General features: G+C 64.7%; 18 protein-coding genes. 7 read left to right on the plus strand and 11 right to left on the minus strand.

All coding sequences use genetic code 11. The annotated features are described in order from the left end of the window. Positions 1 to 5 precede the first annotated feature (5 nt). Both FMA36_RS02745 and dusB read right to left on the minus strand, forming a co-directional pair. Positions 6 to 1,151, minus strand: a complete 1,146-nt coding sequence (locus tag FMA36_RS02745; RefSeq protein WP_159260632.1) for a two-component system sensor histidine kinase NtrB — start codon at positions 1,149 to 1,151, stop codon at positions 6 to 8. Continuing rightward, on the minus strand, positions 1,148 to 2,209 hold the full coding sequence (gene dusB / locus FMA36_RS02750) for a tRNA dihydrouridine synthase DusB (protein ID WP_159260634.1): 1,062 nt from the start codon (positions 2,207 to 2,209) through the stop codon (positions 1,148 to 1,150). Before dusB ends, FMA36_RS02745 begins: the two co-directional genes overlap by 4 nt. Positions 2,210 to 2,465: 256 nt before the next feature. Here dusB and ispF point away from each other — a divergent pair, with 256 nt between their 5' ends. Beyond that, entirely contained in the window at positions 2,466 to 3,635 is a 1,170-nt protein-coding gene (gene ispF, locus FMA36_RS02755; protein WP_159263533.1) for a 2-C-methyl-D-erythritol 2,4-cyclodiphosphate synthase, read from the plus strand. 117 nt (positions 3,636 to 3,752) lie between these two features. Here the strand turns inward: ispF and FMA36_RS02760 are convergent, their stop codons facing one another. The 7 genes from FMA36_RS02760 to fzlA all read right to left on the minus strand — a co-directional run bounded on the left by FMA36_RS02760 (position 3,753) and on the right by fzlA (position 12,996). Further along, the gene (locus FMA36_RS02760) at positions 3,753 to 4,514 is read right to left on the minus strand and encodes an ATP12 family chaperone protein (protein ID WP_159260636.1); all 762 of its coding nucleotides are present in this window, start codon (positions 4,512 to 4,514) and stop codon (positions 3,753 to 3,755) included. Continuing rightward, a complete protein-coding gene (locus FMA36_RS02765; protein ID WP_159260638.1) occupies positions 4,511 to 6,997 on the minus strand; it encodes an AsmA family protein in 2,487 nt (828 codons plus the stop codon). Before FMA36_RS02765 ends, FMA36_RS02760 begins: the two co-directional genes overlap by 4 nt. Before the next feature lie 31 nt (positions 6,998 to 7,028). Further along, positions 7,029 to 8,006, minus strand: a complete 978-nt coding sequence (locus tag FMA36_RS02770) for an RluA family pseudouridine synthase (protein WP_159260640.1) — start codon at positions 8,004 to 8,006, stop codon at positions 7,029 to 7,031. Continuing rightward, positions 8,003 to 9,391 (minus strand): replication-associated recombination protein A, encoded by a 1,389-nt coding sequence (locus tag FMA36_RS02775; RefSeq protein ID WP_159260642.1) that lies wholly within the window; start codon positions 9,389 to 9,391, stop codon positions 8,003 to 8,005. The genes FMA36_RS02770 and FMA36_RS02775 overlap by 4 nt, the downstream gene beginning before the upstream one ends. Before the next feature lie 323 nt (positions 9,392 to 9,714). Then, positions 9,715 to 11,091 (minus strand): MBOAT family O-acyltransferase, encoded by a 1,377-nt coding sequence (locus FMA36_RS02780; protein ID WP_159260644.1) that lies wholly within the window; start codon positions 11,089 to 11,091, stop codon positions 9,715 to 9,717. Further along, the gene (locus FMA36_RS02785; RefSeq protein ID WP_159260646.1) at positions 11,092 to 12,324 is read right to left on the minus strand and encodes a BaiN/RdsA family NAD(P)/FAD-dependent oxidoreductase; all 1,233 of its coding nucleotides are present in this window, start codon (positions 12,322 to 12,324) and stop codon (positions 11,092 to 11,094) included. It abuts the gene before it with no gap. A gap of 3 nt (positions 12,325 to 12,327) precedes the next feature. After that, complete coding sequence (gene fzlA, locus FMA36_RS02790) at positions 12,328 to 12,996, minus strand: FtsZ-binding protein FzlA (RefSeq protein WP_159260648.1); 669 nt, start codon at positions 12,994 to 12,996, stop codon at positions 12,328 to 12,330. Between the two features lie 179 nt (positions 12,997 to 13,175). Between fzlA and minC the strand changes: the two genes are divergently transcribed. The 3 genes from minC to minE all read left to right on the plus strand — a co-directional run bounded on the left by minC (position 13,176) and on the right by minE (position 15,113). Continuing rightward, a complete protein-coding gene (minC, locus tag FMA36_RS02795) occupies positions 13,176 to 13,910 on the plus strand; it encodes a septum site-determining protein MinC (RefSeq protein WP_159260650.1) in 735 nt (244 codons plus the stop codon). Positions 13,911 to 14,022: 112 nt separating this feature from the next. Next, positions 14,023 to 14,835 (plus strand): septum site-determining protein MinD, encoded by an 813-nt coding sequence (minD, locus tag FMA36_RS02800; protein WP_159260652.1) that lies wholly within the window; start codon positions 14,023 to 14,025, stop codon positions 14,833 to 14,835. Further along, positions 14,835 to 15,113, plus strand: a complete 279-nt coding sequence (gene minE, locus FMA36_RS02805; protein WP_159260654.1) for a cell division topological specificity factor MinE — start codon at positions 14,835 to 14,837, stop codon at positions 15,111 to 15,113. The genes minD and minE overlap by 1 nt, the downstream gene beginning before the upstream one ends. A gap of 24 nt (positions 15,114 to 15,137) precedes the next feature. Here the strand turns inward: minE and FMA36_RS02810 are convergent, their stop codons facing one another. Continuing rightward, a complete protein-coding gene (locus FMA36_RS02810; RefSeq protein ID WP_159260656.1) occupies positions 15,138 to 15,812 on the minus strand; it encodes a GntR family transcriptional regulator in 675 nt (224 codons plus the stop codon). A 247-nt stretch (positions 15,813 to 16,059) separates the two neighbouring features. Between FMA36_RS02810 and FMA36_RS02815 the strand changes: the two genes are divergently transcribed. Both FMA36_RS02815 and aldA read left to right on the plus strand, forming a co-directional pair. Continuing rightward, on the plus strand, positions 16,060 to 16,626 hold the full coding sequence (locus FMA36_RS02815; protein WP_159260658.1) for a ferritin-like domain-containing protein: 567 nt from the start codon (positions 16,060 to 16,062) through the stop codon (positions 16,624 to 16,626). A 135-nt stretch (positions 16,627 to 16,761) separates the two neighbouring features. Continuing rightward, the gene (gene aldA, locus FMA36_RS02820) at positions 16,762 to 18,210 is read left to right on the plus strand and encodes an aldehyde dehydrogenase (protein WP_159263535.1); all 1,449 of its coding nucleotides are present in this window, start codon (positions 16,762 to 16,764) and stop codon (positions 18,208 to 18,210) included. Between the two features lie 191 nt (positions 18,211 to 18,401). Here the strand turns inward: aldA and coaA are convergent, their stop codons facing one another. Beyond that, positions 18,402 to 19,379 (minus strand): type I pantothenate kinase, encoded by a 978-nt coding sequence (gene coaA / locus FMA36_RS02825; RefSeq protein WP_159260660.1) that lies wholly within the window; start codon positions 19,377 to 19,379, stop codon positions 18,402 to 18,404. Positions 19,380 to 19,670: 291 nt separating this feature from the next. Here coaA and FMA36_RS02830 point away from each other — a divergent pair, with 291 nt between their 5' ends. Further along, on the plus strand, positions 19,671 to 20,996 hold the full coding sequence (locus FMA36_RS02830; protein WP_159263537.1) for a glycerate kinase type-2 family protein: 1,326 nt from the start codon (positions 19,671 to 19,673) through the stop codon (positions 20,994 to 20,996). Positions 20,997 to 21,102: the final 106 nt, after the last annotated feature.

A 21,102-nucleotide genomic window follows, 5' to 3' on the forward strand; every position in this document is an offset into this window, starting at 1 on the left:
GGGCTTCAGGGCGTGCCGCGGTCTTCGGTCACGACAGGCAGGTGCAGCAGGACCTCGGTGCGGCCGGGGCGGCTTTCCACCTCGATCACGCCGCCATGGTCGCCCACGATCTTGCCTGCCAGCGCAAGCCCCAGCCCGCTGCCCGTGGTCTTGGTGGTGAGGAACGGCTCGAACAGATGCGGGCGGATGTTCTCGGGAATGCCCGGCCCGTTATCACGCACCGAAACCAGCAGCGGCAGCTGCACGCGCTGGCTGCCCGCCCCGGTGGAAACCCAGATGCCGGGGCGGTAGCTGGTGGTGAGCGTGATCTGTGGCGGCGCATCGCCCTCAGGGTGGTCGTGCAGGGCCTCGGCGGCGTTTTTCACCAGATTGAGCAGCACCTGCACCAGTTGGTCGCGGTTGCCCCACACCGGCGGCAGCGAGGGATCGTACACTTCCTCAAAGCGGATATCGGCGGCAAAGCCCTGCTGGGCCAGCCTGCGCACATGCTCGAGCACGCGGTGGATGTTGACCGGCCTGCGCTCGATCGGGCGGTCGCTGAACATGTCCATCCGGTCCACGAGGTCGCGGATGCGGTTGACCTCATCCTGAATCAGCACCGCAAGTTCACGGTCTGATTCGCCTACCGAGGTTTCAAGCAGTTGTGCTGCCCCCCTTATGCCCGAGAGCGGATTCTTGACCTCATGCGCCAGAATGGCCGCCATGCCAGCAACACTGCGCGCCGCCGAGCGGAAGGTGAGCTGACGGTCGAGCACCTTCACGGCCGAGAAATCATGGAATGTCAGCACGACAGAGCCCGGCTCCTCCATCACGGGGGCACCCTGCACGGTCACGCCCTCATGGCGCAGGCGCGGGCTTTCCAGCGTGACCTCGTGCTCGACCACGGTGTGATCCTGTGCCCGCACCTGCTCCATGAGCAGGAAGAGCGGACTGTCACCGGGCAGGATGTCGGTCAGGCGCATCTGCACCAGATGCACGCGCGACATGCCAAAAAATGGCTCGGCGGCGCTGTTGACGTAGCCAATGGCGTTATCGGCACGCACCACCACCACCGGCAGCGCCAGCGAATCGAGTATGACCCGCCCGTTGCCCGTTACGTTATCGGGCGCGCAGGGCACATGGCCGGAGGGTGCGGGCGGGGTATGGTTCATGCCGCGCGCGCTGCGGCCCTTTCCGCCTCCACGGTGGAGGGGCGCGGCCCGCGCACATGGCCTGCGGCGATCTGCCCGTCATAGAATTCATGGATCATGCCGATCACGCCATCGACCGTGTCCATCTTGTTCACGGCAGCGCGGAAGCCTGCCGAACCGGGCAGCCCCGCCGAGTACCATGACACATGCTTGCGCGCGAGCCGCAGGCCGGGATGGGCGCCAAAATGGTCGATCATCATGCCGTAATGCCTGAGCACAATGGCTTTTTCCGCCACCAGATCCGGCTCGGGAATATCCTCGCCATGCATGAGCGCGCGTGCCACCTGGGCCAGAAACCACGGGCGGCCATAGCAGCCGCGCCCGATCATGACACCCTGCGCGCCCGAGCGCTCGAGTGCCACACGGGCATCCTCCACGCTCAGGATATCACCATTGACGATAACCGGCAGGTCCACCGCATCGACCACATTGCGCACGAAGTGCCAGTCCGCCGTGCCGTTATAGAACTGCTGGCGGGTGCGACCGTGCACGGTTACCATGCGAATGCCCGATTCCTGTGCAATTCGGGCCAGCGTAGGGGCGTTGAGGCTGTTATGATCCCAGCCCATGCGCATTTTCAGCGTAACGGGCACATTGACCGCGCGCACCACGCCTTCAAGCAGGCGGCCCGCATGCGCCTCATCCCGCATCAGGGCGGAACCGGCAAGCTGGCCCACCGCCACTTTCTTGACCGGGCAGCCGAAATTGATGTCGATGATGTCCGCCCCGCGATCAACCGCAATCCGGGCCGCCTGGCCCATCGCCTCGGGGTCGCACCCGGCAAGCTGCACGGAATTTGGGCCATCATCCGCCACTTCGGCCATGCGCAGCGTGGTCTCGTTCTCGCGGATCATGGCCCATGACGCGATCATCTCGGACACGACCAGCCCCGCGCCGAGGCTGCGCGCCAGCCTGCGGAACGGCAGGTCGGTCACGCCCGCCATGGGGGCCAGAATGACCGGCGCCCTGAGAATGACCCCGCCACCCAGATCAATGGGCGAGAGCAGTTGAGACGACATGAACCCTACTTCCCCGCCGGCTTTCCAGCCGCATGCGGCAACGTGGAAACAGGCCAGCTACACTATCCATCAAGAATGCTTATGATTTAGGCAGAATACCTGCTCCCGCTGCCCCGTGCAATCAGCTTCGGTGCATGCAGGGAACATTTTTGCCCGCGCGTGACAACCCGAAAGGACGGCCGAAACAGACCCGACATTGCCCCTGCCCGCGCACAATGCTTGACGCGCGGCCCACATGGCCGCATTGCTCCGCATCATGCGTGTTGCAGCCATTCTTCTCGCCGCGGGCCAGGGCAGCCGGTATAGCGCCCAGACCGCGACCCCCGTCGCCAAGCAGTATGTCACGCTCGGCGGCTGGCCCGTCATCCGCCACGCGGCGGATGCCCTTGCCCCTCATGTCGGCCTCATTCAGCCGGTAGGCGATCCAGCCCTGCTCGCCCGTGCGCTTGAAGGCTTTGCGCCTGAAAGCTGCGTCATCCTGCCCGTGGTGCCCGGTGGCGAGACCCGCCAGGCCAGCGTGCGCGCGGGGCTTGAGGCGCTTGACCGCCTGCCCGAGGCTGAGCGCCCCGACCTTGTGCTGATCCATGACGGCGCGCGACCTTACGTGCCCGCCAGCGTGACGCAGGGCGTGATCGCAGCGCTTGCCGAGCATGCGGGCGTGATCCCTGCCGTGCCGGTGGCCGATACCATCAAGCGCGCGAAGGATGGCATCATTACCGATACCGTGCCGCGCACCGACCTGTTCCGTGCCCAGACGCCGCAGGGCTTCCGCTTTGGCCTGCTGCGCGACCTGCACCGCGCGGCCGAAGCCGCCGACGCCACCGATGACGCCGCCCTGCTGGAAAACGCGGGCCACCCCGTGGCCATCGTGCCGGGGGCGGAAGACAACATCAAACTGACCTACAAGGAGGATCTGGTGCGACTGGAACGCCTGATCGGCCCGACCCTGCTGCCGCGCACCGGCACGGGCTACGATGTGCATGCCTTTGCCGAGAACCGCCCGCTCATCATGTGCGGCATCAACGTGCCGCACACGCGCGGGCTTGCGGGCCACTCCGATGCGGATGTGGGCATCCATGCGCTGTGCGATGCCATTTATGGCGCTCTGGCCGAGGGCGATATCGGCCGCCACTTCCCGCCCAGCAAGAATGAATGGAAGGATGCCGACAGCGCGCGCTTCCTCGTGCATGCGGGCGAACGCATTCGCGCGCGCGGCGGCATGCTGGTCAATGCCGATGTGACGCTGATCTGCGAGCGCCCCAAGATCGGCCCGCATTCCGAGGCGATGCGCGCCCGCCTTGCCGAACTGCTCAAGGTTGATGTCGACCGCATCTCGGTCAAGGCCACCACCTCCGAGCGCCTCGGCTTTACCGGCCGCGAGGAAGGCATTGCCTGCCTGGCCAGCGCCACGGTGCTGGTGCCCTGAGGCACGGATAAAACGGACAGTAAATGCTTTTTGGGCCGCCTTTATTTTAATAAAGGCGGCCTTTTTTGAAGCTTTTTGAAAAAGGCTTCACCAGAAACTTTTATCATTAAGGTGGTTTCAAACTGCCCGGCAGAGCTGGAGAAAGCGCGCTGCATCCTCCACTTCCACCGCCTGCAGGCGCAGGGCTTCAAGCAGTTTCGCGTCCTCGCCCCAGATTTCCATCTGGCTGCGCTCATCCACGCTGGCAATCTCGGCCGCCCTGGCCGCGGGGAGTGCACCGGTCACCACCGCCAGCCCCAGCACGATGCTTTTCATTGCGGGCACCATCACCCCCAATGCGGCAAGGGTGGCGTTATCCATTTGCGTCAGCAGCGCCCGCCACGCGTCATGCACGGCGGGTGACTGCACGAGCGGCATGATGCCCGTCGTCACCGCCATGTCGATGTCATGACGCGCGCGCAGCCACGCAAGCTGCGGGTCCCATAACGCCTGCTGCTCGCGGCACAGGGGGGCAGGATAATCGGCGCGGTAGCACAGCAGTTCCCCATCCACGTAATGCAGCAGGGCCGCGACCTGTGCTGCGGGATCAGGGGCCACGCGCTCGATCATGGTGCCCGCGATGCGCGTCATGGGCAGGTCATCGGGCGTGAAATGACCGCCCTTTTCCCCACCTGCCTTCGCCCATTCATCGGCAATGGCCTGTGCCAGCGCGCGCGAGGGCACGCACAGCGCGGTGCCACCGGGCAGGCGGATGCCCCGCCCGTCGAGTTCCACCGTAAAACCGCCACCGGCCACCGGGCTGATCGCGGCCGCGACCCAGAACCGCCTGCGCTTGCCTGCGGTCTGGGGCGTGGGGGGGCGTACGCCGTCCTTCATCATTTGAGGATGCCCAGCCCCTTGAGCAGCCCGCCCACCTTCTTCACATCAGGCGAGGCCTTGGAGTTGTTCAGCAGGCCAGCCGCGCCATTGGCGCCACCTTCCGCCTTGGGCGCAGCCGTGGTGGGCTCGGGGCCGGTTGCCCCTTCACGCGCGGCCTTGAGAGTGGCCGGGCACGGATCGGCCACGGCGTTGCTGTTCGAGCCGCCGAGCAGCAGGCCGATGGCGTAGCGCCCGTCAGACCCCGCATCCATCTTGGGGCGCGGTGCGCTGAGCGTGCCACCCACGCGCAGCGGCACGGAGGCCCCGGTGCCGCTGATCATGAGCTGCGGCACCAGATGCAGGTCAAGCGCCTGCGACGCCATGCCCACCGTGCCCTTGCCGGTCACGGTCAGCGCATTGGTCTGCACGCCGATGGTATCGACATTGGCCGTGCCATCGGCCATGGCCATGTGCAGGCCGAAGCAGCGCAGCGCAATCGGGCCGGAACCCAGTGCGCCACGTGCAGCATCACCCAGCAGTTCGCCCAGCGCGCTGCCGCTGACCGTGCCATTGACCATCGACACGCCCAGATGCCCGTTCATGCCGTTACGCAGTTCGGTGCGGGTGTTGCCCTGCGTCTTGACCGAACCCACGACCTGCAGAGCACCCTGCACCATGTTCGAAAGCCCGGCCTTGCTCTCCAGCCAGGCGGCAGGCAGCACCAGCGTGCCGATCGTGCCGGAAACGGTGGGGGTCCTGCCCGCCGTCGCATCGACCTCGAACTGCCCCGACAGGCGGCGGCCCGTGCCTTCGGCCTGCAGGGGGTCAACCTTCAGCACGCCGCTGCGCAGGTTGATGTGGGTCAGGGCATTGCGGTACGTATCGCCCTCGAATTCCATCTGCGCGACCGTCAGGCGCAGGTCCATGTCCAGCTTGCGCAGCTCATCGAACGGCAGGGCATCGTCATTCGCCTTGGCCTGCGCGGGAGCCGCCGTGACCCCTTTTGCATCCGCCTTGGCGGGCGGGCCCATCAGGGCATCCGCATTGAGCCAGCTTGCATCAATCGTGCCGCTGACCAGCGGCACACCGCCTGTGCCACCATGCACGGACAGGTCAAGCCCGCCCTTGAGCGCAAGCTGCGTGCTCTTGACCACCAGATCGGAAAGCTGGAAATGCGCGCCGTTATCCTCGCTCACCAGATGGGTCGAGGCATCAAGATGATCGAGCACCGCGCCATTGGGCAGCGGAAGCTGCCCGGCCGAGGCCGTGACATTGACCACCGCGCGCGAACCGCCCAGCGTGCCCGCCACCCGCAGCGAGCCCGGATCACCCGACAGGTCGAGCGACAGCGGCAGCGCCTCGGCCAGGTGCGACATCACCGCCGCATCAAGCTGCTGCAGCGAGCCGAGCGTGCCGGTCAGCTTCAGCCCCTTGCCCTGCCACTGGCCCTGGCTGTTGATGGTGACCGCATCCTTCGGCCCCGGCGCATCGATCGACAGGCCCTGCAGGGTCAGGCCCGACAGGTACTGCCCCGCATCGACCGCGCCCGTGTCGAGATGCAGCGAATTGAGCAGTGGCACGCTGCCTTCCTTGTCGGCAGCGCTGCCGTCAACCACATTAGCCTTGAGCGTGAGGCGACGCACGTCGGGCAGGCTCAGCCCCGGCACGAAGGCGTCGATCGCCTTGAGGCTGGCGATGTTGCCATCAACCGTGACGTTATAGCCCTTCATGTGGTCAGGATCAGCCACGGTGCCGTCAAGTGCCACCTGCCCCACCTGCTCGCCGCCTGCCTTGAAGGCCGCCTTGAGCGCCACCGGCCAGCCGGAGCGTGCGGTGGAGGTGAGGTTGATCGATCCCGTATGCCCCGCCAGCGTAAAGCTGCCGGTATCGTTGTGGCCCGCCACGTCGATCTCGGGCTTGCTGCCATCCACATCGGTCAGGTTGATGTGGTCGAGCACCACCTTGCCCTTGCTGCCCGAAAGGCGGTCATCCCAGTCCACATCGGCATTGCTGATGCGGATGCTGCCGATCTGCACCTTCCAGTCTGATGCCGCCTGCTGGGTCGTGGCATCGGGCTTCGCGGTGGCCTGCGCGCCGGTGGGGGTGAGGCGCCAGTTGGCCATGCCCTGCTCGGTGCGCTCGAGGTGGATGACCGGATGATCGAGCTTGAGGCCATCAAGCTGGATCTCGTGGTGCAGCAGCGCCATCAGGCCCACGCTGGCCTGCAGGCTGTCGGCCGTGACCATGTCGGTATAGGCCCCGCCCGCCATGTCCGACAGGCCCACATCCTTCACCGAAAGCGAAAGGGTGGGAAAGACATGAAAGTCCAGCGCGCCCATGCGGACCTGCCGGCCGGTCTGTTTTTCAATCGCGGCAATGGCCTTGGCGCGCACGGCATCGGGGTCGAGCATGGATTTGAGCACCAGCCCCCCGCCGCCCGCTATCACCACAAGGGCGACCGCGCCCCCGATCAGGATCCGTTTTGCATTTCCGTTCTGTGCCATTTTTCTTCCTGTCCTGTGGTGCCGGGCCGCGCTATTTGCGCCGTGCCGGGGCGGCGGCCGGGGCAACGAACCCGATCTGCCTGAATGTCTCGCGCATGTGGGGCGAAAGGTCCGCCTCGACCACCAGCGTGCCGCCAGCGGGGTGCGGTATCTCGAGCCTGCGGGCGTGCAGGTGCAGCCTGTCGGTAAAGCCTGCGACATGCGCCGCATCACCGCCGTATTTCGGGTCGCCCAGTATCGGGTTGCCCAGCGCCTCGCAATGCACGCGCAGCTGGTGGGTGCGACCTGTCAGCGGCGAGAGCGCCAGCCACGACATCTTGCGCGCCGCCGCATCAAGCACCTCGTATTCCGACAGGGCATGCACTGCATCCGCATCGCCACGCTCGGCCACCACGCTGATGGCGCCAGCACCCGCGCCAAGCTTGGTCAGGGGCTGGTCGATGATGCCGGTAGCAGGCGAAGGCCGCCCCACCACCACGGCCCAGTAGACCTTGTGCACGTCACGCCCGCGGAAGGCGGCAGCAAGCTTGGCGGCAACGCCCGGCGTGCGGGCTACGAGCAGCAGGCCCGACGTGTCACGGTCAATACGATGGACAAGGCGGGGGCGCGGATCATCGGGGTTTTCACGCAGCCCCTCGAGCAGCGCGTCGATATGGTGGGTAATGCCGGGGCCACCCTGCACGGCAATGCCCGCGGGCTTGTTGAGCACGATCACGTGGTCATCGCGGTAGATGACCATTTTGTTGATCTCGCGCACCTGCCGCTCATCGAGCGGCTTGACCGCGAGCGGCGGCGGGCGGCTGGCATTGGGGATGGGCGGCACGCGCACGGCCTGCCCGGGTGCCAGGCGGGTGGCGGCGGTGGCGCGCCTGCCATCCACGCGCACCTGCCCCGTGCGGCACAGCTTTTGCAGCGCACCCTGCGTCAGGTGCGGGTAATGCCTGCGGAACCAGCGGTCGAGGCGGATATCGGCTTCGTCATCACTGACGGTAAGGGTAACGACACTCATGACCCACGGCTTTCGCGCACTCTGTTCCAACTGTCCAGCCGTCGCGCGACTTCACGTTCATATCCCCGGTCGGTCGGCTGGTACAGTTTTGGCCTGCGCATGCCATCGGGGAAGTAGTTCTGCCCCGATATGCCGCCCTCCGTATCATGGTCGTATTCATAGCCCTTGCCGTAGCCGATATCCTTCATCAGCGCGGTCGGCGCGTTGAGGATATGGGCGGGCGGCATGAGGCTGCCAGTGGCGCGCGCGGCCCGGCGGGCCATGTTGTAGCCCTTGTATACCGCGTTTGACTTGGGCGCCGTGGCCAGATGCACCACAAGCTGCGCAAGGGCCAGTTCCCCCTCCGGCGAGCCAAGGCGCTCGAACGTCTCCCACGCGGCAACGGCCAGCGGCAGGGCCTGCGGGTCGGCCATGCCCACGTCCTCGGCAGCGAAGCGGGTCAGGCGGCGGGCGATGTAGCGCGGATCCTCGCCGCCCTCGAGCATGCGGGCAAACCAGTACAGCGCGGCATCGGGGTCGGAACCGCGCAGGGATTTATGCAGGGCCGAAATGAGGTTGTAATGCTCCTCGCGGTCCTTGTCATACAGTGCCGCGCGGCGGGCGAGCAGGCGCGACAGGGCGGCGGGATCAAGCGCCTCACGCTGCGGCGGCAGGGCCAGAAGCTGTTCAACCATGTTGAGCAGGTAACGCCCGTCGCCATCGGCCATGGCGCGAAGGGTTGCGCGGGCCTCGGGCGTGAGCGGCAGGGGCCTGCCGGTGGTGGCCTCGGCGCGGTCGAGCAACTGCTCCATCACCGCATCATCGAGCCTGTGCAGCACCAGCACCTGACAGCGCGACAGCAGGGCGCTGTTGAGCGCGAAGGACGGGTTCTCGGTCGTGGCGCCGACCAGCACCACGGTGCCATCCTCCACCACTGGCAGGAAGCCATCCTGCTGGGCGCGGTTGAAGCGGTGGATTTCATCAACGAATAAAAGCGTGCCCCCGCCCGAGGCCGCCGTACGCCGGGCCTCCTCAAACGCGCGCTTGAGATCGGCCACGCCGGAGAACACGGCGGAAAGCTGCACGAAGCGCAGCCCTGCGGCAGCGGCCAGCAGGCGGGCGATGGTGGTCTTGCCCACGCCGGGGCCGCCCCACAAAATCAGGCTGGCAAGCGAGCCACGCGCGAGCATCTGCCGCAGGCTGCCATCGGGGCCGAGCAGATGGTCCTGGCCCACCACCTCATCAAGCGTGGTGGGGCGCAGGCGGTCGGCCAAAGGCTGGTTGCGGGCGGGCTGGGCCGAGGGTGCCTGCGGAAACGCGACCGGGCCACGCGCGGCAGGCTGCGGAGCCGTGTTGCCAAACAGGTCCGCCGGGCCCTCATCCATGCTGTCTCGCCTGCCTGCCATGTGCTCCTGCCTGTGCGTGGTGCAACCATGCCCTGATTATGGGCTGTATCTGCATAGATTGGGAAGCATCATGACCAATACCAGTCCCGGTTGCATGATACTGGCGTATGATATCTTGAAAAACGGGATCTTTTGAAGCTTTTTGGAAAAAGCTTCACCAAAAACTTTCTTTTGATTTTTAGCAGGTTTGGAGGCTGGTTTTAAAATTTCATGGATTGCGCAATGGGCAGCGTGAATATTGCAATAGATCCACAGAATAAAACGAATAAACGTTTTTGCATGCCACTTTTTTTTCAAACAGATGGCATTGGCTGCACAGGCTTTCAGAACTGGAAATAAATGAACGCTTCTGGCGGCCTGCCCCCCACCAGAAACACCAGCAGCACAAAGGCGATCCCCGCTACCACGGCCAGCCAGGGCGCAGGGCGCACGCGCTCCAGCACCACCTGCTGCGAGGCGGGGCCGATCACCGCAATGGCCAGCGCAAGGCCCAGCACCACGGGGTGCGCCACCACCATGCTCCTGCCACCATAGGCGCCCAGCATCCCCGCCAGCACGTGCCCTGCCGTGGGCAGGTCGGCAGCGCGGAACACCACCCATGTCAGCAGCACGAAAAGCATGGTCAACGCGTAGCCCACGCCGCGCGGCAGAACGCGCCCGGTGCGGTCCCACCCGTGGGCTGTGGCGAGGGCTGCGCCATGCAGCAGGCCCCAGACCACGAAATTCCACCCTGCCCCGTGCCACAGCCCGGCCAGCCCCATGGTAACCATGACGTTCACCGCCTGCCGCGCGGGCGCGCAGCGGTTGCCACCTAGCGGGATATAGACGTAATCACGCAGAAAGCGTGACAGCGTCATGTGCCACCGCCGCCAGAAGTCACGCACCGATACGGCACGGTAAGGCGCATTGAAATTGAATGGCAGGCGGATGCCCATCATCAGCGCCATGCCGATCGCCATGTCCGAATAGCCGGAAAAATCGAAATAGATCTGGAGCATGAAGCTGAGCGCTGCCAGCCATGCCGCACCAAATGCGGGCGCGTGGCCCATATGGGCGGCCTCGAATACCGGCGTGCAGATGCTGCCCAGCGTATCGGCCAGCCCCACCTTCTTGCCCAGCCCCACCAGCAAAAGCAGGCCGCCCCGGCCAAGGTTCTCCCACATAGCGGGGCCGCGCGGGCTGGCATCGAACTGCGGAATCAGTTCGTTATGCCGCACGATGGGGCCAGCCACGAGTTGCGGAAAGAAGGTTACGAACTCCACAAAATCCGCCAGCCGGTACACCCGCGCCTGCCCGCGCCCGAGGTCAACGAGGTAGGATATTTTCTGGAACACGAAAAACGACAGCCCCAGCGGCAGGATCACTGACCACGGCGCAGGGGCACGGCCCATGGCGGCCAGCACGCAACCTGCCAGCCAGCCTGCGTATTTGAAGCCGAACAGCACCGCCAGATTGCCCGCAATGCCCAGCCACAGCCAGCCCCGCCACCGCGTGCGCCCCCATAATACGGCAATGCCCTGGCTGAAGCCGGTCATGCCCAGCAGCAGGGGCACGAACCGCCAGTCCCACAACCCGTAAAAGACAAGGGAGGCGGCAATGAGCACGGCCTGCCGCGCGGCCCTGCTGGCGGCTATGGCATAATACAGCCCCAGCACCACCGGCAGGAATAGGAGCAGGAAAGGCTGGGCCGCAAACAGCATTCAGCCGCGACGGTCGGCCACGGCCTGCCCTGCCGCGTGCCCGCTTGCCCACGCCCACTGGAAGTTGTAGCCGCCCAGCCAGCCGGTCACGTCCACCGCCTCGCCCACCATGAACAGCCCCGGCACGTCGCGCGCTTCCATGTCACGCGAGGAGAGGCAGGCCGTATCCACGCCGCCGCGCGTGACCTCGGCCTTCACGTAGCCTTCCGTGCCATGCGGGTTGAGCCGCCAGGCCCCGAGCGTGCTCGCCATGTCGGTCAGCACCGAATCGGGCAGACCCGCAAGCTGGCCCTCGGGCAGGCAGGACTGCGCGAAAAGCTGGGCCAGGCGCTGCGGCAGCAGCATGGACAGCATGGCAACCCCGCCCGCGCGCGGGCGGTCACGCTTGATCTCGAGCAGCCGCGCGGCCGCGTTGATGCCGGGCAACAGGTCGAGCTCGAGCACCTCGCCCGGCTGCCAGTACGATGAGGCCTGCAAGATGGCAGGCCCCGACAGCCCGCGATGGGTGAACACCATGCCATCGCGGAAGGTGACATGCCGCGCCTGCCGCCCCGTGCCCTCATGGCAGGCAATGCCCACATTGACCGAAAGCCCGGCCAGCGGCTCCATCCACTCCCGGTCGCGCGCGCCAAAGGTCAGCGGCACGAGCGCTGGTGCCGGGGCCACCATGCCCAGACCAAAGCGGCGCGCGAGGTCATGCGCCAGCCCCGTGGCCCCGAGCTTGGGAATCGACAGCCCGCCCGTGGCCACGATCAGGTTAGAGGCATGAAACACGCCATGATCGGTCTCGACGCGGTACTGCCCCGCCCCATCACGCGCCACGTCGATGATGCGGTGCGACAGGCGCATCTCCACATGACCTGCAGCGCATTCGCGCATGAGCATGTCCACGATGTCGCGCGCTGAACGGTCACAGAAGAGCTGGCCCGCCGCCTTCTCGTGCCAGGGAATGCGGTGGCGCTGCACAAGGGCCAGAAAATCGGCAGGCGTGTACCGCGCCAGCGCCGACTTGGCAAAATGCGGATTGGCGGACAGGAACTGCCCGGCACCTGCATCCATGTTGGTGAAGTTGCACCGCCCGCCACCGGAGATGAGGATCTTGCGCCCCGCGTGCTGCGCATGGTCAAGCACCACCACCCGCGCGCCACCCTGCCCCGCCGTGGCGGCCGCCATGAGCCCCGCGGCCCCGGCACCCAGCACGATGGCATCATGACCGGCACCTTGCGTTGTCATGCGCTAGAAATCCAGGTCCGCGTAATGGGCGGGCGGCGTAAAGCCCGAAATACGGTCCTGCAGCACGGAGCGGAAACAGGGCCTGCTCTTGACGCGGGCGTACCAGTCCTTGGCGGCAGGCGCACGCGACCAGTCCACATCATCAAGAAAGTCGAGGCACGACAGATGGGCGGCGGCCGCGAAATCGGCCAGCGAGAGCTGGTTGCCCGCCAGCCACCGCCGCGTTTCCGCCAGCCAGTCGATATAGGCGAGGTGGGTGCGGATATTGGCATACCCCGCCCTTAGTGCAGCCCCATCGGGGTTGCCGGTGCCGGAGATGCGCTTGTACACCTTCTCGGTCAGCAGGTTGCGCGAGACCTCACGGCCGAATTTCTCGTCAAACCACACCACCAGCCTGCGCACCTCAACGCGCTCGGCCAGCGTGCGGCCAAGCAGCGGGGTATCGGGGTAGGCTTCCTCAAGGTATTCGCAGATCACCCACGAATCCGGAATGCACAGCCCGGTGTCTTCTTGCAGCATGGGCACGGTGCCGGCGGGGTTGCGATCAAGATAGTCGGGGCGCTGTTCCCACACACGCTCGATCTTGAGTTCAAACGGCAGCCGTTTTTCACCCATCACGAGGCGAACCTTGCGGCAGTAGGGCGAAAGGGGAAGGTGGTAGAGGATGCGCATGTTCCCGCTTTATTGCATTGCCACGCCCTTCGCCAAGCCTTGAGTGCGCGCGCATGCCCGCATTGATGCAAAACCCGCCCTGCATGCCCTTAAAGAGTCAGGATTTCCTCGACACTCGCAGCCCGGCGCGGTAGCTGAAACAGACAGGCCCCATTGACCCAGAGCAGGACAGGAACACGTTGCCAGACGAACTGCGTCCCACACCCAAGATCCGCGCCCGTGGCCGGTCCTTCCTGGCCCTGGTCCTCTCGCCCGAACCCCTGCTGGCCGACTGGCTGGCAGGCCTTGATGCGCAGATCGCGCGCTCGAGCGCCTTCTTTGCGGGCAAGCCGGTCATTCTCGACCTCTCGCTGCTCGAGGCAGGGACCGAAGGACTGGCCGAGCTATACCCCGCGCTGCGCGCGCGCGGTATCCGCATCATCGGAATCGAAGGCGGCGATACCTCCTGGGCGGCCTGCGCCGGGTGGGACTGGCCCGCAGGCTTTCAGGGCGGACGCGCCTCGGGCGCCGTGGACATCCCCGAAGATACGGCGCCTGCGCCCGTCGAGCCGCCACGCGGGGGCTCGATGATCATCGAGCAGCCGATCCGCTCCGGGCAGGTCATCATGAACCCTGATGGCGACATCATCATCCTCGGTTCGGTCGGCTCGGGGGCAGAGGTTACGGCAGGGGGGTCGATCCATGTCTATGGCCCGCTGCGCGGCCGCGCCATAGCCGGCATGAACGGCCAGCCCGATGCCCGCATCTTCGCCCATTCCATGCAGGCCGAACTGCTTGCGATCGACGGTTATTATATCACCGCCGAGGAAATCGACCCGCGCTATGTTGAAAAACCGGCGCAGATCATTCTCAATAATGACACACTTGTGGTCCAGCCGCTTGTGCCGCCCCCCCTCAGGGGCCGCAAACCCTGAGCTTTAACTCCCGCCCCCGTTGCGCTTCAGGCGCGCCCATCCATATTACAACCGTATCCATCAGGTCATGAACAAGAAAACACCCCCCAAAAGCGCACAAGGAACTACCCCCATGGCAAAAGTGCTGGTTGTCACATCCGGCAAGGGCGGCGTCGGCAAGACAACGTCTACGGCGGCACTCGGCGCGGCGCTGGCAAAGACAGGCCAGAATGTGGTGGTGGTTGATTTCGATGTCGGACTGCGTAACCTCGACCTGGTCATGGGGGCCGAACGGCGCGTGGTGTTCGACCTGATCAACGTCATCCAGGGCGATGCCAAGCTCTCGCAGGCGCTGATCCGCGACAAGCGGATCGAGACGCTCTCCATCCTCCCCGCCTCGCAGACACGCGACAAGGATGCGCTGACCGCCGAGGGCGTGGCCAGCGTGATGGCGCAGCTGCGTGAAAAATTCGACTGGGTGATCTGTGACAGCCCCGCCGGGATCGAGCGCGGTGCACAGCTTGCGATGTACCATGCCGACCACGCCATCGTGGTGACCAACCCCGAGGTTTCATCGGTGCGTGACAGCGACCGGATCATCGGCATGCTCGACAGCACTACCGAGAAGGCCAAGGGCGGCGGCAAGATCGAGAAGCACCTGCTGCTCACCCGCTACGACCCCGCCCGCGCCGCCCGTGGCGAGATGCTGCGCATCGAGGACGTGCTCGAGATCCTGTCCATCCCGCTGCTCGGCATCATTCCGGAAAGCGAGGAAGTGCTGCGCGCCTCCAACCTCGGCGCGCCGGTCACCCTGAGCAGCCCCGACAGCCCGCCCGCCCGCGCCTATGCCGAAGCCGCGCGCAGGCTGGAAGGCGAGAAGCTGGAGGTCACCGTACCGGTTGAGCGCAAGGGCCTGCTGGCACGCCTGTTCAAGGGGAAAAGCTGATGAGCCTGTTTGGTTCCCTCTTTGGCCGTAGCGCCAAGACCTCGGCCCCTGTCGCGCGTGACCGCCTGCAGATCCTGCTGGCCCACGAGCGCACCGGCAATGGCAATGAATCCGACCTGCTGAACAAGCTGCAGGCCGAAATTCTTGAAGTGATCAAGCGGCATATTGCCGTTGACCAGGACAAGGTTCAGGTGAAGCTGGACCGGGGCAATTCCGTCTCGATGCTGGAAATCGACATCGAAGTGCCGCAGCAGATGCGCCCCTCGGGCCAGCCTTAAGGCGGCCCGAGGCAGCCCCGCCGGTTACGACAGACGGGGCTCGATCCAGCGCCGCGCATGCTCGAAATCACGCGTGACGGCCGCCTGGGCCGCCACCACGTCGCGCTGGCGTAGTGCGGTGATCAGGTCTTCATGCGGGTGAGTGCGGCCTTCGTGCTCGGCCAGGATCATCGGGCGCGACAGGGCGTAGATCGGCCCGATCCGCATCCACAGGTTGCGCAGGATGTTTGCCGTGAGCGGCAGTTCGGCCAGGGCTGCGACCGTGGTGTGAAAATCGGCATTGAAAGCCGCCATGCCCCCGTCATCCCGCGCGCGCGAGGCATCCATGAACTGGTGCTGCAGGATGATCAGCGCCTCGATACCGTGAGAAGAAGCGCGCTGGGCGGCAGCGGCGGCAAGGCGCATTTCCAGATCCATCCGCAGGTCATGGATCTCGGCAAAGCTGCGCTGGGTCATGGCGGGCACGACAGCGGTATTGCGATCATTCAGTTCCAGCGCATGTTCGGATACAAGCCGCAGCAGCGCCTCGCGCACCGGCGTCGGGCTCAGCCCGAGTTCAGCGGCAAGCGGGCGCAGGACCAACCGTTCGCCCGAGCGATACCGGCTACGGATCAACCCACGACGCACATGATCATAGGCCTCCTCGCTCAAGGCGCGGCGGGGAAGCTTTTCGGGCTGGCCTGCGGTGAATGCTACCATGCGCTTGAGTCATCCTTAATGCAAATAGGTCTTATTAATGCAGATCAATAATGATCTGGCCGTGAATGGCAACGCCTGCACGGGCGAAAAACCTGCCTTACTGCTCATTTTCTTGGGTTTATGGGCGTTTTGTCATGAAAGGCAGGCCATTTGGGGGGAACCACGCGCTCTTTCGGTCCGTTACGCCTGCAACCCCTTCAATAGACCTGCCTCCTGTGCAGGCCACCACAATACAGGGAAACCCATCATGGCCGATGTTGCTGAAAATACGTTCCTGACCGACGTGAAGACCCTGCGCGAACGCGCGAAGAAAGCGATTGAAAAGGGCGCGCTCACCCCCGCCTATCAGGGTAACGTGCAGACCGCCATCGACCTGTTGCAAACGGTGGTGGCGACCGAGCTTGTATGCGTGCTGCGCTATACGATGCATTCCATCTCGGTCGAGGGCATTACCAGCGAGAGCGTGGCTGCCGAGTTCGCCACCCATGCCAAGGAAGAACGCGCCCATATGATGTGGGCAGCCGACCGCATCGACCAGCTTGGCGGCGTGCCCAACCTCTCGCCCGAGGGGCTCGCCACACGCTCCGCCACCGAATACGGCAATGGCGGCAACCTCGTTGAAATGGTGCGCCAGAACCTGGTGGCCGAACGGCTGGTGATCGAGCATTACCGTGAACTGATCCGCTATTTTGCCGATCACGACCCCACAACGCGCATCATGCTCGAAAAGATCCTGGCGGAAGAGGAAGAACACGCAACCGACATGCACGACCTGCTCGTGGCCCATGAGGGGCGTCCGTTCCTGGAATCCTGACCCGGCGCCCTGCCCCTGCTACTTTATACCCTGCGCGCATCCATCCTGCCCCATACCTCCGGGGGCGGGTAGTCTTGCCGCGCGCGTTATACTCCCCTGACCCGAACATGGAGAAACCGGACCATGAACCAGATCATGTCCAAACCGAAAACCTACAACCTGTTCATTGGTGGTGAATGGAGCGCGCCCGGCACGCCCGAGCGTGACACCATCCACAACCCCGCCACTGGCGAGGTACTGGCCAAGGTGGCCGTCGCCAGCGAGGAAGATGTCAACCGCGCACTACAGACCGCACAGAAGGCTTTCCCCGCATGGAGCAGGCTGGTTGCGACCGATCGGGCGGACTACCTGTACCGCCTGATCGAACTGATCAAACGCGACAGTGAAAAACTGGCCCGCATCATCACCTCCGAAAATGGCAAGCCGCTCAAGGAAGCCCGCATCGAGGTCAACTTCGCCATCCAGCTCATCCGCTTCGCCGCCGAGAATGTGCGCAGGCTTGAAGGCAACATCATTCCCGGCAGCCGCCCCGGCGAGAAAATCCTGATCGAGAAGATTCCCCACGGGGTGGTGGCAGGCATCTCGGCATGGAATTTTCCGCTTGCACTCACCGCGCGCAAGCTTGGCCCGGCCCTAGCTGCAGGCAACACATTCGTCATCAAGCCGCATGAACTGACACCGCTGGCCACTTTCGCACTGGCTGAACTCTCGGTCGAGGCGGGCTTCCCCAAAGGCGTGTTCAATGTCGTGACCGGCGGCGGCGCCACGGTGGGCAATGCGCTGGTGACCAATCCCATCACCAAGCTCATCACCATGACCGGCAGCACGCCCGCAGGCCGCAAGATCATGGCAGCTGCCTCGGAAGGGCTGAAGGAAGTGCGGCTTGAACTCGGCGGCAAGGCCCCATTCATCGTGATGGAGGATGCCGATATTGAAAAAGCGGTGGATGCTGCTGTTGCCGCACGCTTCATGAATTGCGGGCAGGTCTGCACGGCCAACGAGCGCACCTATGTGCACACCGCCGTATATGATGGATTCCTTAAACGCCTGCGTGAGAAGGTGGCCGCACTCAAGACCGGCAACCCGCTTGATGAAGCCACCGACATGGGCCCCAAGATCAGCGCCGCCGAGCTCGAAAAGGTCGATGCGATCGTGCAGAAGGCCATCAAGCAGGGTGCGAAGGTCGAACTCGGCGCCAAGCGCCTGACTGGCGGCGCATATGACGCGGGCAACTTCTACGCCCCCACCCTGCTGACCGATGTCACGGCGGATATGGATATTGCGCAGAACGAAGTGTTCGGCCCCGTGCTGTCGCTGATCCGGGTGAAAGACTTCGATGATGCCATCGCCCAGGCCAACAACTCGCGCTATGGCCTGTCAGCCTACATGTTCACGCAGAACCTGAAGAACATCATGCGCATGACCAACGAGCTGAACTTTGGCGAGATCTATGTCAACCGTGAAGGTGGTGAAGCGGCACAGGGCTTCCACCACGGTTATGGCGATAGCGGCATTGGCGGCGAGGATGGCCAGTACGGGCTTGAAGCCTATGTCGATACCAAGACCGTCTATCTGAACGCATAAGGCCTGGCAAACACACCCGAAGCCAGAGCGGCCCGGAGCAATCCGGGCCGTTTTTGTGTTGGCCTCCACGCCTGCGCCATCACGTAACGGATAAAAGTTTCTGGTGAAGCTTTTTTCAAAAGCTTCAAAGAACGCCGCCTTTTTGAAAAAAGGGGACACCCAGAAACCTTTACTCTTTTAACAACCGTTTTTTAAATCTGGCGCATCCACACCGTATCGATCGCATGGCTAGGGCTTTTGTGCATGACCACGCGGGCGCGCTCGCGCGTGGGCAGGATGTTCTGCTGCAGGTTGGGCAGGTTGATGCGCCGCCAGATGTCGCGCGCAAGCTGCTCGGCCTCGCGTTCGGGCAGGTCGGCGTAATGGTGGAAATAGGATGTCGGCTTGCGGAAGGCGGTTTTCTGCAATAGCAGGAAGCGCCGGACGTACCAGTCCTCGATCACCCGCGTATCTGCATCGAGATAGATCGAGAAATCAAAGAAGTCGGACGCCATGAACGGCTGCTCGGACACGGTCTGGAGCACGTTCAGCCCCTCGAAGATCAGGATATCGGGCTGGTCGATCACCTGATGGCGGCCGGGAATGATGTCATAGGCCTCATGCGAATAGACCGGCACCTTGAGGTTGCGCCCGCCCGCCTTCAGCGCTGAAAGGAAGCTGATCATCTGCCGCAGGTCATAACTTTCGGGGAAGCCCTTGCGGTGCATGAGGTTGCGCTTTTCCAGCTCGCGCGTGGGCAGCAGGAAGCCATCGGTCGTGACCAGCGCCACATTCGGGTGGTCGGGCCAGCGCGACAGCACGGCCTGCAGCAGGCGGGCAAAGGTGCTCTTGCCCACCCCCACGCTGCCCGCGATGCCGATCACGAACGGCATGGTCACGCCCGGCCTGCCCATGAACGCGCTCTTGACCATGCTGTTCAGGCTGCGGGTGGCCATGACATGCAGGTTGAGCAGGCGCGACAGCGGCAGGTAAATCTCGGTTATGTCCTCGAGCGAGACCGGCTCGTTATGTCCGCGCAGCGTGGCGATATCGGCCTCGCCCAGTGATTGCGGCACATTGGCGCGCAGGGCCGCCCATTCGGGGCGGGGAAAGATCAGGTAAGGCTGCACCGGGCCGGGGGCCGGATGCGTGGAGATGACGGGACGCGCGTCCAGCATGCAGTCCTCCATGCCCTTGTCCTTTCTGCTGTGGCAGTCTGCCCATGGGGGCAGGCCATCTGCCGCGTATCACCATCGCCTGCGCCAATCCAGAGATGGGCCGCCCAATTTAGCGTGTACGCCCTCCACAACCCGCCGCATTCCGCCCATCCTGACACAGACGTGACAATTGTGACACACCGCGCCATGCTGCATGAATGGTATGGACCCCACCGCGCCTCCACCGGGCATCCCGCCCGCAGGCAGGCCATCCGCCCCATGGCGGCTCATATGCCGCGCCACGCCAATGACAGGGATAGCGTCATGAACGACCCGACCATCCACCCGTTTTCCGCCGCTCCCCGGCAGAGCATGCCTGCGGACTGGACGGACGGGCACGCCCGCGCCACCCTGCGCCGCATTCTTGATTCCGCTATCCACAGTGCCCTGCCCGCTCAGGTGCTGGAGCGCTACCTGCCTTCAAAGCCAAAGGGCCGGTGCATTGTGGTGGGCGCAGGCAAGGCGGCGGCAACCATGGCAGCCGCCCTTGAACGCGCCTGGCCGGATGTGGAAATGAGCGGCTGCGTGGTCACGCGCGATGGACACGCCGCACCCACACAGCGCATCCGCGTGCTGGAAGCCGCCCATCCCGTGCCCGACGACCGCAGCGTGGCCGCAGGCCACGCCATGATGGCGGAAGTAGCCGGTCTGGGGCCTGATGACCTGGTCATCGCACTGATTTCCGGTGGTGGATCAGCGCTGCTGGAGTTGCCCAAAGCGGGCGTGACGCTCGATGACCTGCGCACCATCAACCGCGCCCTGCTGCATAGCGGGGCCAGCATACGCGACATGAACGTGGTGCGGCGCCACCTCTCGGCGATCAAGGGCGGCGGGCTGGCCGCGGCCGCCTGCCCTGCCCGGGTCGTGACACTGGCCATAAGCGACGTGCCGGGCGATGACCCGCTGACCATCGCGAGCGGCCCTACGATGGCGGACCCCACCACACCCGCCGACGCGCGCGCCATCATTGCCCATTACGGCATTGCCCTGCCCGAAGCCGCCCGGAACGTGCTGGAACACGATGCCGGGCCGATGGTGCTTTCGCCTGCCAATCAGGTCACGTTGATCGCAACGCCACTGATGGCGCTGCAGGCGGCAGCCAGCATGGCACGCGAATGCGGCCTGACGCCGCTGATTCTGGGGGATGCGCTGGAGGGCGAAAGCCGTGATGCCGGCACGCTCATGGCTGGCATTGCCCTGTCGGCCCGGCTGCATGGCCTGCCCGTGGCGGGGCCCGCCGTGCTGCTTTCGGGCGGCGAGACGACGGTCAGCATCAACCCGGCCGGTCCCGCGCCGGGGCGGGGCGGGCGCAATACCGAGTTCCTGCTCTCCATGGCCTGCGCCCTGCAGGGGCAAGCGGGCATCTGGGCCATTGCAGCGGATAGCGACGGTATTGATGGCACGGAGGACGCGGCGGGTGCGATCATCACCCCCGACACGCTGGCCCGCGCCGAAGCCGCAGGCTGCAACCCGCGCGCCGCCCTGCGCGCGCATGACAGTTACACGGTGTTCCGACAGACGGGCGATCTGGTCATGACCGGTCCCACCCTGACCAATGTGAACGATATCCGGGCCGTGCTGGTGCTGTAAGAGCGTATCTGGAAAACAATATAAAGTTTTCAGGCGCTGCATTTTTTCAAAAAGGCAGCGTTCTTTAAAGCTTTTTGAAAAAAGCCTTACCAAAAACTTCTTTACA

Origin of the sequence: Komagataeibacter xylinus (genome assembly GCF_009834365.1) — a bacterium.
GTDB classification, from domain to species: Bacteria; Pseudomonadota; Alphaproteobacteria; order Acetobacterales; family Acetobacteraceae; genus Komagataeibacter; species Komagataeibacter xylinus_D.